The sequence below is a fragment of the Pelagimonas sp. KU-00592-HH genome, assembly GCF_040369695.1.
Lineage (GTDB): Bacteria > Pseudomonadota > Alphaproteobacteria > Rhodobacterales > Rhodobacteraceae > Shimia.
Genome location: NZ_BAABWM010000003.1, coordinates 124102 through 138817 on the forward strand (window position 1 = coordinate 124102; position 14716 = coordinate 138817).

A 14716-nucleotide genomic window follows, 5' to 3' on the forward strand; every position below is an offset into this window, starting at 1 on the left:
CTCCGGTAACACATTCTGCCTGCCGCCCCGCGGGCGGGATGTGTTCTGTCGATTCCCGCTTTTTGTGCATGATCGGAAACAAAAAGTGGGACATTTCAGGCCGTGTTTGGGCGCTAACGTGGGCAATACCCTTAAAAACAAAGTCTATTGTCCTAGCCAGCCTCTGGGATTTTGATATATAGGCGGCTCTAACGTCCCGGTGACTTCAACAGGCAGAGACTTCCACCTTGTTTGATCTACCCGCGCTGCGCGCAACGCTTTCCGAACATTACGACCTCACTCCCTCCGCGGAAATCGCCGAAGAACTTGGCGATATCTACGAAAAGATGGACCGGGTTGTTCCCCCCGCCGATTTCGCGATCTACGCGCCTTACATCAAGGCGATCAACCAGCTCAAGAAAGAGCGTAACGCGGTCATTCTCGGTCACAACTACATGACGCCCGAGATTTTCCACGGTGTTGCAGACTTCGTGGGTGACAGCCTTCAGCTGGCCATCAAGGCCACCGAGGTCGAGGCCGACGTGATCGTCCAGTGCGGCGTGCACTTCATGGCGGAAACCTCCAAGATCCTCAGCCCTGACAAGATCGTACTGATGCCTGACATGGAGGCCGGGTGCTCGCTGGCCGAGTCGATCACCGCCGAAGGGGTCGAGGAAATGCGCGCCAAGTATCCCGGCGCCCCAGTGGTTTCCTACGTCAACACCACCGCCGAGGTGAAAGCCGCCTCCGACATCTGCTGCACCTCGTCCAACGCGGTCCAGATCGTCGATGCGATGGAAAGCGACACGGTCATCATGACCCCTGACCAGTACCTCGCACAGAACGTTGCCAACGAGTCCAAGAAGAACGTCGTCTTCTGGCCCGGCTCCTGCATCGTGCACGAACTCTACACCGCCGAGGATCTGCGCGCCTACCGCGACTATGATCCGGAGGTGAAGATCATCGCGCACCCCGAATGCACCCCCGCCGTTGTCGCCGAAGCCGATTTCGCGGGCTCGACCAGCGGTATCATCAAGTGGGTCCACGACAACAAGCCCGCCAAGGCCATGCTCGTCACCGAATGTTCGATGGCCTCGAACATCTCGGACGAATTACCCGAGGTCGAATTCGCCAAGCCCTGCAACATGTGCCCCTACATGAAGAAGATCACCCTCGAAAAGGTGCTCTACGTTCTCCACACCATGGAGAACCAGGTCGAGGTCGATCCCGAGATGGCAGACAAGGCCCGCCAGTCGGTTGAGGCCATGATCGACCTGAGCCGCAAGCTGGGGATCTGATCGCCCGATGAAAACCGTCACGACCGACCGCATCGTCATCGTCGGTGCCGGCTTGGGGGCGCTTTATGCCGCGCTCAAGCTGGCGCCGCGTCCGGTCGTGATGATTTCCCCTGAACCCCTTGGCGAAGGCGCATCTTCGGCCTGGGCGCAGGGGGGCGTTGCCGCCGCGATGGACGCCAAGGACAGCCCGCAATCCCACGCCGCCGATACCGAACGCGCCGGGGCAGGAACGGTTGATCCGGTTGTCGCCGATCTCGTGACCCGTGAGGCGCGGGAATATATCTTCGACCTCACCACTCTTGGCACCCCCTTTGATCGCACACCCGATGGCGGCTATGTCCTGAGCCGCGAAGCAGCCCACAGCTTTGCCCGCGTCGTACGCGTCAAAGGCGATCAGGCCGGGGCCGAGATCATGGCCGCACTGATCGAACAGGTCCGCGAAACCCCGTCAATTCAGGTGCTTGAGGGCACGATGGCGGTGGATCTCGAAGTGTCCGACGACCGCATCACCGGCGTTGCCATCCAGAAGTCGGATGAAAATCGCTCGGCCCCCATCATGGTGCGTGGCGCGGCCTTCCTGCTGGCTGGCGGTGGCTCTGGCGGGCTTTATGCCTTGACCACCAACCCCCACCGCATTCGTGGACAGGTGATCGGCATGGCCGCCCGCGCCGGAGCCGAAATCTCCGACGCCGAGTTTGTCCAGTTCCACCCGACCGCTATGGACGTCGGCGAAGATCCTGCACCGCTGGCCACCGAGGCCCTGCGCGGGGAGGGGGCGATCCTTATCAACAAGGACGGCCACCGCTTCATGACAGACATCCACGCCGACGCCGAACTGGCACCGCGCGACGTGGTGGCCCGCGCGATCTATGCCCAGAAGCAGGCAGGCAATCGCCCCATGCTCGACACCCGCGCCGCGCTGGGTGAAAAGATCAAGACCCAGTTCCCATCAGTCGCGGAATACTGTGCCCGCAACGGGATCGACCCCGCGCAAGAGCCGATCCCGGTCGCCCCTGCTGCGCACTACCACATGGGCGGCATCACCACCGACACCAAGGGCCGCTCCACGCTGGAAAACCTCTGGGTCTGCGGCGAAGCCTCGAGCACCGGCCTGCACGGCGCCAACCGTCTGGCTTCCAACGGCCTTCTCGAAGCCCTTGTTTTCGCACGTATCTGTGCCCTGAACATCGCCGATAAAGTCTCCTGCACCGAGGCCGCGCCTCTGGACCTCACGTTCGAGGAAGGCGGCGAAGCCCCCGATGCCGAAGCGGTTGCAACCCTGCGCAACACCATGACCGATCTGGTTGGTGTGGTGCGCAACGGCGACGACCTGCGCAGAGCGCTGCATACCATTGCGGCCCTCGAAGCGGCCAGCACGAGCCGCGCCTTTCTCAACATGTGCGCCACCGCCACCCTGATCGCCGCCGCCGCCCTTAAACGCGAGGAAAGCCGCGGTGCCCACGAGCGGTCCGATTTCCCCGAACCACTGCCCGGACCGGGCAAACGGTCCCGCCTGATGTTGACCACCGCGCTCGCCATCCGGGCGCAGGCTTGCAAGGATCTGTCATGAGCTACGCCACCCTCCCTGATCTCGTTCTGGAACCCATCGTGCGCAACGCGCTGATGGAGGATCTTGGCTCCTACGGTGACGTCACCACCCGCGCCGTGATCCCCGCCGGCACCACCTACAACGCCGCCCTGAACGCCCGTGAAGACGCGGTTGTCTCGGGCATGCAGATCGCGGCCCTGGCGTTCCGCCTTGTCGATCCCACGCTCGAAATCACCACCCATATCGCCGACGGCCAGCCCTGCAAGAAGGGCGATGCGCTGATGACGATCAGGGGCTCTGCGGCTTCGATCCTGTCGGGGGAACGCGTGGCGCTGAACTTTGCGGGCCGCCTGACCGGGATCGCCACCAAGACCGCCGGTTTCGTGGCCGAGACCAAGGGCACCAAGACCCGCGTCACCTGTACCCGCAAGACCACTCCGGGCCTGCGCATCGTCGAAAAGCTCGCCGTGTTGCACGGTGGCGGCTTCAATCACCGCTACTCGCTCTCTGATGCCATCCTGATCAAGGACAACCACATCGCCGCCGCCGGCGGCGTGAGGGCGGTTCTTGAGGCCACCAAGGCCCATGCCAGCCACATGATGGCCGTCGAGATCGAAGTCGACCGCCTTGATCAGCTGGCCGAGGTCCTCGAAGTCGGCGGCGCCTCCGTGGTGCTGCTGGACAATATGGACAACGGCATGCTGCGCGAGGCTGTGGCCATGGTCGACGGTCGCATCCAGACCGAAGCCAGCGGCAATGTCACGCTTGAGCGCATCGCGTCGATTGCGGCCACGGGCGTGGATTACGTCTCGTCCGGCGCGCTGACCCATTCGGCACGCACCGTCGATCTCGGTCTCGATTTCTGATCCCGCGTTTCGCGAAACCAGACACAGTCAAACCGCAAATCAATCGCCCGATGCCACCGCCGGGCCGATCATGCCTGACGTGCGATCTCGTGACCGCGCAAGGCGAAGATCATCGTGCAAAACATTGTTCCAAAAACAAAAACAGGCGCTCGATGCGCCTGTCTTCGTCAACGTTTACCATGTCATACATGGTAAGAATGGTGGGCGACCTTGGAATCGAACCAAGCGTGAGTCGCCTCGAGGGAGTTACAGTCCCCTGCCACACCTTGCGGCCTGTCGCCCACTTAGCAGTGCCTTGCGGCCCTTGCGTGAGGGGCTGATTATAGGGCCTTTCAGGGAGCGTCAACAAGAAAATCGCTTGCAGTGGCCGCCTTCTGCACGCATTGGTAAAACCTCTAAGAAAACAGCGGATCAGAGCGATGAAAAAACCCAAATGGGTCGTTGAAAAGGAACAGGCCAAGCGCAAGGCAGCCGCCGAAACCGTGTGGCTTTTCGGATTGCACGCGGTGCGCGACGCGCTCCTGAACCCGGCACGCGAGAAACTGCGCCTTGTGGTGACAAAAAACGCCTCGGACAAGCTGGCTGACGCGATTGCCGAGTCGGGAATCACCGCCGAAGTCGTCGATTCGCGAAAGTTCAACGTGCCGATCGATCCGCAATCCGTGCACCAGGGGGCCGCGCTTGAGGTAAAACCGCTCGATTGGGGCCGTCTGGTGGATCGCGCCATCGGCACCGAGGACCGCCCCCAGCGTCTCGTGCTGCTGGACCGTGTCACCGATCCGCACAACGTCGGCGCCATCCTGCGCTCGGCCGAGGTGTTCGGTGCGCTCGCCGTAATCGGCACCCGCCACCATTCCGCCCCCGAAACCGGCGCTCTGGCCAAAACCGCCAGCGGTGCGCTTGAACGGCAGCCTTACCTGCGCCTGCGCAACCTCTCGGACGCCATCGTCGAACTGCAGCAGATGGGTTACCTCGTGCTTGGCATGGACGGCGAGGCCGAACAGACCATCGAGCAGGCGCTCGAGGGCAAGCTGGATGCCCCTGTGGCGCTTGTGCTTGGCGCGGAAGGCCCGGGCCTGCGCCAGAAGACCAAGGAAACCTGCGACGCGCTGGTGCGGATCGACTTTGCCGGCGGTTTCGGCTCGCTCAACGTCTCCAACGCCGCTGCCGTGGCGCTTTATGCGTCGCTGCCGCACTAGCGGAAAATTTTGTGCGCAAGGCTCCAAACGGGGCCTTCGCACCCTACATTGGGTCAAACACCGGCACAGACGCGGAGCAAACCCATTCCACACAACGCCAAGATCGCAACCTGCAACTATTGTGGCACCCGTGCTGCCCTCGTGCTGACCGGCGACACCCGCCACGAACTGGCCTGCGCCTCCTGTGGCGCGCCGTTGCACGATTTGAAACACCTGCCCGCCGCGCCGAAACGGGAAAAGACGCGTGACAAGGTCAAGGTGGTGCATGTGCCGGCCTACCGCGACAAACCGGAAAAGAAGCCGAAGAAGGCCAAGAAATCCAAGCGGCGCAAAGGCTGGTCCCAACGCTTCATGGAAGAGGTCTTTGACGTGGTCGAAGATATCTTTGATTGACCCGCGGCGCCGTCGGTCAATCGTTCACAGGTTCTTTACCAGCCCTTTAAATCTGCGATCTCACCCCTAAATTGAACTGTGAGAGAGGCAGAAACGGAACTTCTGCTTCTCACTTCACTGTCCCTCGTTCCGTAACTATGCGCCCAAGGGTCTCCTTGGGCGCTTTTTTATTCCTCAAAAGACCGCTAGCGTGCCTGCATGAATTATTCTGACGACCTTCTGAAATCTGTCCTGACCCGCACCAAGTGTGTGGCGGTCGTGGGCGTGTCCATGAACCCGGTGCGCCCAAGCTACTATGTGGCGCGCTACCTTGGTCTCAAGGGCTATCGCGTGATCCCCGTCAACCCGGGCCATGCAGGCAAGATGCTGTTCGGGGAAACCGTTGTTGCCAGCCTCTCGGAGATCGACGCCCCCGTCGACATGGTCGACATCTTCCGCCGTTCCGAGGCGGTGCCGCCCATCGTTGATGAGGCGCTGGGGGCCTTTCCAAACCTCAAGACCATCTGGATGCAGATCGGGGTGGAACACGCTGATGCGGCGGCAAAGGCCGAAGACCGTGGTGTCACGGTGATCCAGAACCGCTGTCCCAAGATCGAATACCAGCGCCTGTTCGGAGAGCTGCGCATGGGTGGTTTCGCAACAGGGGTGATCAGCTCGAAACTGTAACGGCCCCTTGGTCAGGCGGGAAGGGGGCTTTGCCCCCTCTTGGCGTTGCCAATTCACCCCCAGGGTACTGGCACCAAGAAGAAATCAGCCCTTGGGACGGTTGGCCTTTTCCGTGATGCCGCTGGTGCCCTGGCGGCGCGCCAGTTCCGCGAGCACCTCGTCAAGGCCCACGCCGCGCGATTGCAGCATCACCAGCAGGTGAAACAGCACATCTGCGCTCTCCGAGATCAGCCCCTCGCGGTTGTCCTTGACCGCTTCGATGATGGCCTCAACGGCCTCTTCGCCGAATTTCTCGGCGCATTTCTCCGGGCCCTTGGCCAGTAGCTTGGCTGTCCAGCTCGACTCGGGGTCGGCCTTGGCACGTTCCGCGATGGTAGCGGCGAGATCCGTCAAAGTGTTCATTGTAGCCTCATCGGAATGCCGGCATCGACCATGTGCTGTTTGGCTTCCTGAATGGTGTATTCACCAAAGTGGAAGATCGACGCCGCCAGCACCGCGCTTGCGCCGCCCTTGGTCACACCGTCAACAAGGTGGTCCAGCGTGCCGACACCGCCCGAAGCAATCACGGGGACATCGACGGCGTCGGAAATCGCCTTGGTCAGCGGCAGGTTGAAGCCCGCCTTGGTGCCGTCGCGGTCCATCGAGGTCAGCAGGATTTCCCCGGCCCCTTTCTCGACCACCAGCTTGGCAAATTCCACCGCGTCGATACCGGTGGGTTTACGTCCGCCGTGGGTGAAGATTTCCCATTTTCCGGGGCTCACCGTCTTGGCGTCAATCGCCACTACGATGCACTGGCTACCGAATTGCGCGGCGGCCTCGGCGACCACGTCGGGGTTGGCGACGGCGGCAGAGTTGAAAGACACCTTGTCGGCCCCGGCAAGCAGCAGGCGGCGTACATCCTGCACCGTGCGCACACCGCCGCCCACTGTCAGCGGTACGAAACACTGTTCGGCGCAGCGCTGCACCATGTCGATCATCACACCACGGTTGTCATGCGTGGCGTGAATGTCGAGGAAACAGATTTCATCTGCGCCCGCCGCGTCATAGGCGCGTGCGGCCTCGACCGGATCACCGGCATCGCGCAGGCCGACAAAGTTCACACCTTTGACCACGCGGCCATCGGCAACATCAAGACAGGGGATCAGACGGGTTTTCAGCATCACAAGTCCTTTGACCGCAGGCGTATTTGCCTTGTCTCTACTGTGTCGCTTGCAAGGATGCAATCACGCTGCGGCGCGTGCGATGCGACGCATTGCATCTCGCACGATCAAAACGTGAAACGGCATGACAGCCGCGAGGTAGATATGCCCCATCAGGTTGTTGCGATGCACCCATGTGCCCATATGGATCCGGCCGTCCTGGCGACGCAGGCAAATCCTGAAATTCAGATGCCTGTCATCGGTGCCGAGGATCAGCTCGTCCTTGTCGCTGTAGGTCTGCGGGAAGATGGCATTCTTGCCGCTGTCCGAGGACTCGGTCTTGAGGCCGAAGGGCTTCATCAAGAGGTTGCGCAGCCGCAAAAGCCCTGCGGCCCATCCCGGCATGGAAAAAGCGATCGCGGCGGCCTCCTGCGGTGACAGCGGGCTTCGCACCGCATAGCCATCGGTAAAGTCGCCCGGCAGCACGTGCTGCCACCAATGGGCATCCTTGGGGATCGGGGTTTTCAGGATATCCGCCATATCGGGGCCTCCCTCGCAAAAAAGGCAATCACCACCTTTCCCACGACCTAAGGACGCCCCGGCCGGCGATCAAGTCATGCTTTCATGACTTTCAGTGCTTCGGTCAGGTCGATCGCCCCGTCATAAAGCGCGCGGCCCGATATCGCACCGTTCAGCGGCGCACCGCAGGTCTTGAGATTGCGCAGATCGTCAAGGGACGAGACGCCCCCCGAGGCAATCACCGGAATCGAGACCGCATTGGCAAGCTCTGCCGTGGCCTCGACGTTTGGCCCCTTCATCGCGCCATCGCGCATGATGTCGGTGTAGATAATGGCCGCAACCCCCGCATCCTCGAAGGATTTCGCAAGATCGGTCACCATCACGTCGGTTTCTTCGGCCCAACCCTTGGTAGCAACCTTGCCGTTGCGCGCATCGATGCCCACGGCGACCTTGCCGGGGAACTCGCGGGCCGCCTCGCGCACCAGATCGGGGTTTTCCACTGCCACCGTGCCAAGGATGACGCGGGCCAGCCCCTTGTCGATCCAGTTTTCGATGGTCTTCATGTCGCGAATGCCACCGCCCAGCTGGGCCGGCACCTTGGTCTGCTTGAGGATTTCCTCAACCGGCGCCGCGTTCACCGGCTCGCCCGCAAAGGCACCGTTCAGATCAACAAGGTGCAGCCATTCGCAGCCCGCTTTCACGAACTCCAGCGCCTGCGCGGCGGGATTCTCGTTGAACACTGTCTCCTGCTCCATGTCACCATGTACGAGACGCACGGCATTTCCGTCTTTGAGGTCGATGGCGGGATAGAGGATCATGGGGCACCCAGTCTTGCAGATATCATCGCGGGTGCTTTGGCACGGCATCGCCGGAAATGCAACGTGACCCCAAGTCAGGCTTGATCGAAAATGGCGACTGTCTCAAGATTTCTCCAATCAACGGGAGGAACAACATGAAAAAGATGGCTCTGGCCACTGCGATGGTCCTGATCGGGGCAGGGGCTGCCCTTGCCGATCCGGTCTACGGCACCTGGAAAACCACGCCGGATGACAACGGCAACTTCGGCCATATCAAGGTCGCGGCCTGCGGCGCCAAGATCTGCGGCACGCTGGTCAAATCCTTCGGCCCCGATGGCAAGCCGCTCAACTCGCCCAACAACGGCAAACAGATCATCTGGAACATGGAGAACAAGGGCGACGGCAACTATGGCGGCGGCAAGGTCTGGTCCCCGGACCGTGACAAGACCTACAACTCCAAGATGGTGCTCAAGGGCAACTCGCTTGGCGTCAAGGGCTGCGTGCTGGGCATCTGCCGTGACGGTGGCAAGTGGAGCCGCGTCAATTAAGGGGTGAACAGCCCCATCTGAACCGGGATCACCGCGTATCCCTTCTCCAGCTTGAGCGCCTTCTGGCGCTCGGCTTCTTTCTGGGCCTCGGAAAACTCGGGCAAATAGGTCCGCTCTTTCTGACCGGTCTTGCCGATCGGGCCCCATTCCCGCTCAAGACACCAGTCCCCGAACAACGTCTTCGTCACGCGCAGAGCGTAATAGCGCTTCTGGCGTTTCGTGTGGTTGAACTTTTCAAGCCGGATATGCAAATCACGCGCCCTTTGTTCACGTCGGGGCCCTAGCTATGGCGACATCCCGGCATGAAGTCCATCTTCCAACGCATCGCAAAGCTTCACGAAAAAAGGAGCGTGCCCCATAGGACACGCTCCTTTCGCGTTTCACACCCGCCAACGGAAGACGAAGGTGCAAAACGCGCCTGCAAGAGCTCCCCGTGCTCCTGCGAAGCCGGACTCAGACCGCGCCGGTATATTCGCCGCGGGCCGGGTAGTTGTTGGCAATTGCGAAATCGAGCGCACCGACCAGCTCCGAGAAATGCGGGCGTACGAAAGGCATGGTTTGCACCGATCCATAGTAGAGGGTCTGCTCGGGCGTCACCATGAACAGGCCCGGCTCCGAGAACAGCGCCGGCTCCTCAATGCCGATCGACGTCTTGCCGCGCGACGTGGAGATATAAAGCCCCCAGTCCCTGGCCACCGAAAGCGGCAGGTCATAGGCAAAGCGCAGGGCCTTGGCGTCGATCTTCTCGGCCATCTGGCGGGTCCGCTCTTCCCCGTCCGAGCTGACCGCGATGCAGTTCACACCCCGTTCTGCGAAATCCGCAACCCGCTTTTCAAGTTCCTTGAGATAGTTCGCGCAGATCGGGCAGTGCAGTCCGCGATAGAAACAGATCACCGTACCGCGCTCGGAGGATTCCGAGGCGAGGTCAAAGGTGCCGTTGTCCAGGGTCGGCAGGGTCAGGCCGGGGGTCTTCTGGCGAGGGATAAGCATGGGTGCTCCTATGAATGAATGTCCTTGAAGCCTGTTATGGCAGGGTTTAATGTTCAATAAATCCGAAATACCGTACCGGAACACCGATTTATATGGACCGCCTGACCACGCTTGTTGAAAGATTTCACCTCTCCGTGCAGGGCGCACCCTTGCCCGACGCCAATCTCGTCGCCTTCGCCGCGGCCGATGGCACCCCGGCGCGTGTGACCTTCTACGTCTCGAAAAACTGTGGCCTTGAAGAGGCCGCCGGTGTGATCTTCTCTGCTCATGTCGACTGGTCCGGACCCGCCAATCCGCTGCTCGCGGCCTTGCCCGCGCAGGTCGACTTCGACCTGACCACGCAGGAAGACACCCGTGCCCTGGTGTCACTCATGTCGGAAGAAGCGCGGGGAAACCGCTGCGGTGCGCAGACCGTGATCAATCGCCTGGGCGAGGTTCTGATGGTCCGCCTGTTGCGCGACCAGATCGAGCGCGGCACCACCGAGGCCGGGCTTCTGGCTGGCATGGCCGATCCGCGGCTGCACCGGGCCATCGTTTCGATCCACGATCACCCCGAGCGGCTCTGGTCAAATGCCGACCTTGCCGAGGTGGCCGGGCTGTCTCTGTCGCGTTTTGCGGAACTCTTTGGCCAGATCGTTGGCGAAACACCTATGGGATACCTGCGCCGCTGGCGCCTGATCCTTGCGCGACAGGATGTGCTGCGCGGCGACCGGATTGACGCCGTGTCCCGCCGCTATGGCTACGGCTCAGCCGAAAGCTTTACCCGCGCCTTTCGCAAGGCCTATGGCACGGCCCCTTCGGCCCTCAGACCGTCCTGATCTTCTTCTTGGTGCAAATACCCCGGGGGGTTGGGGGCAGCGCCCCCAAGCTGCCTTACGGGGTCCAGCGCAGGAAATTGCCGATCATGCGCAGGCCGACATGCTGGCTCTTTTCCGGATGGAACTGCATACCCAGCATGGTGTCGCGGCCAATGATTGCGGTCACGTCACCGCCATAGTTCACATGGGCAATGCGCTCTTCGGCTTTTGCCAAATGGAACTGGTAGGAGTGCACGAAATAGGTGTGGTCGCCGGTCTCGACACCGTCCAGAACCGCATGGGGGCGTTCGATCACCAGATCATTCCACCCCATGTGCGGCACTTTCAATGCCTTGTCTTCCGGCGTGATCTTTTCCACGTCGCCAGCAACCCAGCCAAGACCGGCTGTTTCTTCGTATTCGTGACCCGTGGTCGCCATCAGCTGCATGCCGACACAGATGCCAAGGAACGGCCGGCCTTTCTGCTCGACCGCCTCGATCATGGCATCATAAATACCCTTGTGGCCGCGCAGTTCCGCGGCACAGGCCGGAAACGCCCCGTCACCCGGCAGGACAAGCCGGTCGGCCTTGGCCACGACATCCGCATCCGAAGTCACGACGACGTCGCCGCCATCCACTTCCCGCGCCATGCGCTGGAATGCCTTCTCGGCCGAGTGCAGGTTGCCGCTCTCGTAGTCAATGATTGCAGTCAGCATCTGGCTTACAGCGCCCCTTTGGTCGACGGAATGGCATCTGCCTTGCGCGGATCTGTCTCGACCGCGTCCCGCAGCGCACGGGCCACGGCCTTGAAGGTAGCCTCGGCAATGTGATGGCTATTGAATCCGTGGATCTGGTCCACGTGCAGGGTGATCCCGCCGTGGGTCGACAGCGCCTGAAAGAACTCGCGCACAAGCTCGGTATCAAAGGTGCCGATCTTCTGGGTCGGCATCTCGACGTTCCAGATCAGGTAGGGACGCGCCGACAAATCGAGCGCCGCGCGCACCTGCGCGTCATCCATCGGCAGGTGACACGCCGCATAGCGGCGAATGCCCTTCTTGTCGCCAAGCGCCTGAGTCAACGCCTGACCCAGCGCGATGCCCACGTCCTCGACGGTGTGGTGATCGTCAATGTGGTAATCGCCCTTGGCGCGGATGGTCATGTCGATCAGCGAATGGCGCGACAGCTGGTCCAGCATGTGGTCGAAGAACCCCACGCCGGTCTGGTTGTCATACACCCCGGTGCCGTCGAGGTTGATCTGCACCGTGATTTCGGTTTCCGCCGTTGTGCGGCTGACCTCTGCGCTGCGCATCTGTCGTGATCCTTGTTTGTTGCGAGGCCCTTATAGGCGGCACGTGGGCACAGGCCAAGAGGACAAGCTGTTAATTCCCCGAACCCGTGCCAAATGCGCCATTGCGCAGCTGGTATCCTCAATGTGCCCGGTTGACAGGACAGGCACACGATCCGGCATTCTGACGGTGTGACAGCAGACAGGAAAGGGGCCTCTCATGGCAACCCGGCAGGAACAGAACAAGGCCAACGCGATGGCTTTCTACGACATGATGTTCAACCAGAACGAACCGCGGCAGGCGATCACCACCTATGTGGGGGATCACTATATTCAGCACAATCCGCATGTTGGCGACGGCAAAGAGGCCTTCGTCGCATATTTTGAGCGCATGGCGTCGGAGTATCCAGACAAACAGGTGCACTTCAAACGCGCGATTGCCGAGGGCGACTACGTGGTGCTGCATTGCCACCAGATCTGGCCGGGGGACGAAGATTACGCCGGAATCGACATCTTTCGCTTCGATGAAAACGGCAAGGTTGTCGAACATTGGGACGTTCTCCAGATCGTCCCTTCAGAAAGTGCCAATGACAACGGCCTTTTCTAAGTCCCTGACATATTTCAAAAATAACATGTGAGCGCTGCCGGTTCCCGGCTCCGACCGAGTCGCTTTTGTCGCATTTCGTGCCGCGCCAGAGATGATTCCATACCATTGCGTATAGTTTTTGCCCAAATCGTGGTCGATTTGTGCGTTTTGTGTCGCAAAAAGGCACAATCATACCGCTGGCAAACCAATGCAAACACCGAACAGACGAAAGGATGGCCGGAATATTCAACAGCAGGGAGTAACGCGTATGTCTATAAAACCCCCATTCACGGATCTGGAGATCCGCAAGGCCGCAAGCGGCTTCTACCAGGGGCACAGCCTCGCAATCGCCTTTCTCAGCAAGGGCATCATGGTGGCTTTGGTCATCTGGGCACTGGTCTGGCCGGCAAATGCCAACGGTGTTCTGGGCAGCCTGAACTGGGCCCTCCTTGAAGGGTTCAACGCCTTCTACATCATCATTGTCGGCCTGTTTGCGTTCTTCCTCTTTATCGTGGCCCTACTGCCGCAAACCGGCAAACGGATCATGGGCACCCCCGGCGAAAAGCCCGAGTTCTCGAACTTCTCCTGGTTCTCGATGATGTTCGGTGCCGGTCTGGGTGTCGGCCTGATGGTCTTTGCAACTGCCGAGCCGCTGGGCCTCTGGGGGTCGAACCCCGTTGTTGTCGCCGGCGATGTAGCTGGCAACACCGAAGCGGCGCTGACCTCCGGCTTCCGCTACACCTTCCTGCACTACGGCTTCCACGCCTGGGCGATCTATGTGGTGACCGGCCTGTCGTTGGCCTACTACGCCTATACCCGTGACATGCCGCTGACCATCCGCTCCGCGCTGACGCCGCTGTTCGGCAAGCTGATGAACGGCTTCCTCGGCCACGTCGTCGACGTTCTGGGTGTGGTTGCGACCATCCTCGGCGTGTCGGTCACCATCGGCTTTGGCGTCTCGCAGTTCATCGACGGCCTCTATGCGATCACTGGCATGGAGTGGATGATGGACATGACCGGGGACGCACCCGCACCAGCCACCGTTGGCCTGATTGCAGGTCTTCTCGTGATCATGAGCCTCTCGATCATTTCGGCCGTGTCTGGTGTTGGCCGCGGGGTGAAGTACCTCTCCAACCTCAACCTCGTACTCTCGATCATCCTGCTGCTGACCTTCGTTGTCTTCGGCTCGTTCCTGTTCGCAATGACCACCTATGCCTCGGCGATGGTGGACTACATCCTGAACTTCATCTCCCTGAGCTTCGAAGCCTACAACCCCCAGTCGGTCGAGGCCTTCTCGGCAGCCCTGCCTGAAGCCGCCCAGCCGCACGCCGCCGCCCTCGCGGATGGCGCGCGCAACGCCTGGGGCAGCTATGACGGCTTTGTCGCTGGCCTCAGCGGTGATGCAGCCGCCCTCGACGAAGACACCCTTCGTGCCGCCTACGACGCCGGTGCCGACCAGCGCCTGTTCGGCTGGCAGGCAGGCTGGACTACCTTCTACTGGGCCTGGTGGATTGCCTTCTCGCCCTTCGTCGGCCTGTTCCTGGCCCGCATCTCCAAAGGTCGTACCGTGCGCGAGTTCATCATCGGCTGCGTCTTCGCCCCGGCACTGGTCTGCTTTGCCTGGATGACCATCCTCGGTGGCACCGCGATCGATCTGGAGCTGACCGGCAACGCAGAAGGGGCCATCATCGGCGCGTCCAACACGGCCAAACTGTTCGTGACCCTCGGCCAGATGCTCGAAGGCGGTCTGTTGTCGGCCATCACCGTGATGTGTGTTGTGCTGATCCTGACCTTCCTTGTCACCTCGGCTGACTCGGGCATCCTCGTGATGAACACCATCATGTCGGGCGGTGATCAGGAAATCGGCAACAAGCACAAGATCATCTGGGGCCTGATCCTGACCTCGGTCATCGGTGCGCTGTTGCTGGCGGCAGGTGAAAACAACCCGCTGGATGCGCTGCGCAATGCGATGATCATCGGTGCACTGCCGTTTACCATGGTCATGGGCCTGATGTGTGTCTCGCTCGCCAAGGCGCTGTTCCGCGACCAGAAGCGTGACACCGCCGCGTCCACGGCTGCCGCAGAATAAGCAACCAAGCATCAAAG

18 protein-coding genes and 1 tRNA gene are annotated in these 14716 nt (G+C 61.1%); 10 read left to right on the forward strand and 9 right to left on the reverse strand.

The genetic code is table 11. The features are described from left to right. Positions 1 to 227 precede the first annotated feature (227 nt). From nadA to nadC, 3 genes are read left to right on the forward strand one after another with little or no spacing between them, the layout of a single operon-like run. Complete coding sequence (nadA, locus tag ABWV42_RS12960; protein WP_353340511.1) at positions 228 to 1277, forward strand: quinolinate synthase NadA; 1050 nt, start codon at positions 228 to 230, stop codon at positions 1275 to 1277. A 7-nt stretch (positions 1278 to 1284) separates the two neighbouring features. Then, positions 1285 to 2847 (forward strand): L-aspartate oxidase, encoded by a 1563-nt coding sequence (locus ABWV42_RS12965; protein ID WP_353340513.1) that lies wholly within the window; start codon positions 1285 to 1287, stop codon positions 2845 to 2847. Further along, a complete protein-coding gene (gene nadC, locus ABWV42_RS12970; protein ID WP_353340515.1) occupies positions 2844 to 3692 on the forward strand; it encodes a carboxylating nicotinate-nucleotide diphosphorylase in 849 nt (282 codons plus the stop codon). Before ABWV42_RS12965 ends, nadC begins: the two co-directional genes overlap by 4 nt. Positions 3693 to 3890: 198 nt before the next feature. Here the strand turns inward: nadC and ABWV42_RS12975 are convergent. Beyond that, positions 3891 to 3974 (reverse strand) — tRNA-Tyr (locus tag ABWV42_RS12975). A 137-nt stretch (positions 3975 to 4111) separates the two neighbouring features. Here ABWV42_RS12975 and rlmB point away from each other — a divergent pair. The 3 genes from rlmB to ABWV42_RS12990 all read left to right on the forward strand — a co-directional run bounded on the left by rlmB (position 4112) and on the right by ABWV42_RS12990 (position 5950). Then, the gene (gene rlmB, locus ABWV42_RS12980; RefSeq protein ID WP_255105856.1) at positions 4112 to 4891 is read left to right on the forward strand and encodes a 23S rRNA (guanosine(2251)-2'-O)-methyltransferase RlmB; all 780 of its coding nucleotides are present in this window, start codon (positions 4112 to 4114) and stop codon (positions 4889 to 4891) included. Positions 4892 to 4939: 48 nt separating this feature from the next. Continuing rightward, entirely contained in the window at positions 4940 to 5284 is a 345-nt protein-coding gene (locus tag ABWV42_RS12985; protein ID WP_353340516.1) for a hypothetical protein, read from the forward strand. Between the two features lie 198 nt (positions 5285 to 5482). Continuing rightward, positions 5483 to 5950: a CoA-binding protein gene (locus tag ABWV42_RS12990; RefSeq protein ID WP_353340517.1), complete on the forward strand. Its 468-nt coding sequence runs from the start codon at positions 5483 to 5485 to the stop codon at positions 5948 to 5950. Between the two features lie 84 nt (positions 5951 to 6034). Here the strand turns inward: ABWV42_RS12990 and ABWV42_RS12995 are convergent, their stop codons facing one another. The 4 genes from ABWV42_RS12995 to hisA form a co-directional block, all read right to left on the reverse strand. Continuing rightward, a complete protein-coding gene (locus ABWV42_RS12995; protein ID WP_255105863.1) occupies positions 6035 to 6352 on the reverse strand; it encodes a phosphoribosyl-ATP diphosphatase in 318 nt (105 codons plus the stop codon). Beyond that, positions 6349 to 7110, reverse strand: a complete 762-nt coding sequence (gene hisF, locus ABWV42_RS13000) for an imidazole glycerol phosphate synthase subunit HisF (RefSeq protein WP_353340518.1) — start codon at positions 7108 to 7110, stop codon at positions 6349 to 6351. The genes ABWV42_RS12995 and hisF overlap by 4 nt, the downstream gene beginning before the upstream one ends. A gap of 63 nt (positions 7111 to 7173) precedes the next feature. After that, on the reverse strand, positions 7174 to 7629 hold the full coding sequence (locus tag ABWV42_RS13005) for a DUF2867 domain-containing protein (protein ID WP_353340519.1): 456 nt from the start codon (positions 7627 to 7629) through the stop codon (positions 7174 to 7176). A gap of 74 nt (positions 7630 to 7703) precedes the next feature. Continuing rightward, positions 7704 to 8426, reverse strand: coding sequence for a 1-(5-phosphoribosyl)-5-[(5-phosphoribosylamino)methylideneamino]imidazole-4-carboxamide isomerase (hisA, locus tag ABWV42_RS13010; protein WP_353340520.1), 723 nt, complete (start codon positions 8424 to 8426; stop codon positions 7704 to 7706). A 134-nt stretch (positions 8427 to 8560) separates the two neighbouring features. Here hisA and ABWV42_RS13015 point away from each other — a divergent pair, with 134 nt between their 5' ends. Beyond that, positions 8561 to 8953, forward strand: a complete 393-nt coding sequence (locus ABWV42_RS13015; protein WP_255105872.1) for a DUF2147 domain-containing protein — start codon at positions 8561 to 8563, stop codon at positions 8951 to 8953. Here the strand turns inward: ABWV42_RS13015 and ABWV42_RS13020 are convergent. Further along, the gene (locus tag ABWV42_RS13020) at positions 8950 to 9204 is read right to left on the reverse strand and encodes a WGR domain-containing protein (RefSeq protein ID WP_255105874.1); all 255 of its coding nucleotides are present in this window, start codon (positions 9202 to 9204) and stop codon (positions 8950 to 8952) included. The two genes, ABWV42_RS13015 and ABWV42_RS13020, sit on opposite strands and share 4 nt — an antisense overlap. A gap of 202 nt (positions 9205 to 9406) precedes the next feature. Then, positions 9407 to 9943 carry a peroxiredoxin-like family protein gene (locus ABWV42_RS13025; RefSeq protein ID WP_353340522.1) on the reverse strand — a complete coding sequence of 179 codons (537 nt, stop codon included), beginning with the start codon at positions 9941 to 9943 and terminating at the stop codon, positions 9407 to 9409. Between the two features lie 92 nt (positions 9944 to 10035). On the opposite strand from ABWV42_RS13025, the gene ABWV42_RS13030 reads away from it, so the two are divergent. Beyond that, positions 10036 to 10761, forward strand: coding sequence for an AraC family transcriptional regulator (locus ABWV42_RS13030; RefSeq protein WP_255105878.1), 726 nt, complete (start codon positions 10036 to 10038; stop codon positions 10759 to 10761). Positions 10762 to 10816: 55 nt separating this feature from the next. Here the strand turns inward: ABWV42_RS13030 and hisH are convergent, their stop codons facing one another. Further along, positions 10817 to 11455 (reverse strand): imidazole glycerol phosphate synthase subunit HisH, encoded by a 639-nt coding sequence (gene hisH, locus ABWV42_RS13035; RefSeq protein WP_353340525.1) that lies wholly within the window; start codon positions 11453 to 11455, stop codon positions 10817 to 10819. 5 nt (positions 11456 to 11460) lie between these two features. Beyond that, the gene (hisB, locus tag ABWV42_RS13040) at positions 11461 to 12048 is read right to left on the reverse strand and encodes an imidazoleglycerol-phosphate dehydratase HisB (RefSeq protein WP_255105883.1); all 588 of its coding nucleotides are present in this window, start codon (positions 12046 to 12048) and stop codon (positions 11461 to 11463) included. 196 nt (positions 12049 to 12244) lie between these two features. Between hisB and ABWV42_RS13045 the strand changes: the two genes are divergently transcribed. Beyond that, complete coding sequence (locus tag ABWV42_RS13045) at positions 12245 to 12631, forward strand: nuclear transport factor 2 family protein (protein ID WP_353340526.1); 387 nt, start codon at positions 12245 to 12247, stop codon at positions 12629 to 12631. Positions 12632 to 12878: 247 nt separating this feature from the next. Next, on the forward strand, positions 12879 to 14699 hold the full coding sequence (locus tag ABWV42_RS13050; RefSeq protein ID WP_353340527.1) for a BCCT family transporter: 1821 nt from the start codon (positions 12879 to 12881) through the stop codon (positions 14697 to 14699). Positions 14700 to 14716 lie beyond the last annotated feature (17 nt).

Excerpts from the sequence above, each read along its gene's own strand:
- ABWV42_RS12965 (WP_353340513.1), top strand. The coding sequence starts at position 1,285 with ATGAAAACCGTCACGACCGACCGCATCGTCATCGTCGGTGCCGGCTTG.
- nadC (WP_353340515.1), top strand. The coding sequence starts at position 2,844 with ATGAGCTACGCCACCCTCCCTGATCTCGTTCTGGAACCCATCGTGCGC.
- rlmB (WP_255105856.1), top strand. The coding sequence starts at position 4,112 with ATGAAAAAACCCAAATGGGTCGTTGAAAAGGAACAGGCCAAGCGCAAG.
- ABWV42_RS12990 (WP_353340517.1), top strand. The coding sequence starts at position 5,483 with ATGAATTATTCTGACGACCTTCTGAAATCTGTCCTGACCCGCACCAAG.
- ABWV42_RS12995 (WP_255105863.1), bottom strand. The coding sequence starts at position 6,352 with ATGAACACTTTGACGGATCTCGCCGCTACCATCGCGGAACGTGCCAAG.
- hisF (WP_353340518.1), bottom strand. The coding sequence starts at position 7,110 with ATGCTGAAAACCCGTCTGATCCCCTGTCTTGATGTTGCCGATGGCCGC.
- ABWV42_RS13005 (WP_353340519.1), bottom strand. The coding sequence starts at position 7,629 with ATGGCGGATATCCTGAAAACCCCGATCCCCAAGGATGCCCATTGGTGG.
- hisA (WP_353340520.1), bottom strand. The coding sequence starts at position 8,426 with ATGATCCTCTATCCCGCCATCGACCTCAAAGACGGAAATGCCGTGCGT.
- ABWV42_RS13015 (WP_255105872.1), top strand. The coding sequence starts at position 8,561 with ATGAAAAAGATGGCTCTGGCCACTGCGATGGTCCTGATCGGGGCAGGG.
- ABWV42_RS13025 (WP_353340522.1), bottom strand. The coding sequence starts at position 9,943 with ATGCTTATCCCTCGCCAGAAGACCCCCGGCCTGACCCTGCCGACCCTG.
- ABWV42_RS13030 (WP_255105878.1), top strand. The coding sequence starts at position 10,036 with ATGGACCGCCTGACCACGCTTGTTGAAAGATTTCACCTCTCCGTGCAG.
- hisH (WP_353340525.1), bottom strand. The coding sequence starts at position 11,455 with ATGCTGACTGCAATCATTGACTACGAGAGCGGCAACCTGCACTCGGCC.
- hisB (WP_255105883.1), bottom strand. The coding sequence starts at position 12,048 with ATGCGCAGCGCAGAGGTCAGCCGCACAACGGCGGAAACCGAAATCACG.
- ABWV42_RS13045 (WP_353340526.1), top strand. The coding sequence starts at position 12,245 with ATGGCAACCCGGCAGGAACAGAACAAGGCCAACGCGATGGCTTTCTAC.
- ABWV42_RS13050 (WP_353340527.1), top strand. The coding sequence starts at position 12,879 with ATGTCTATAAAACCCCCATTCACGGATCTGGAGATCCGCAAGGCCGCA.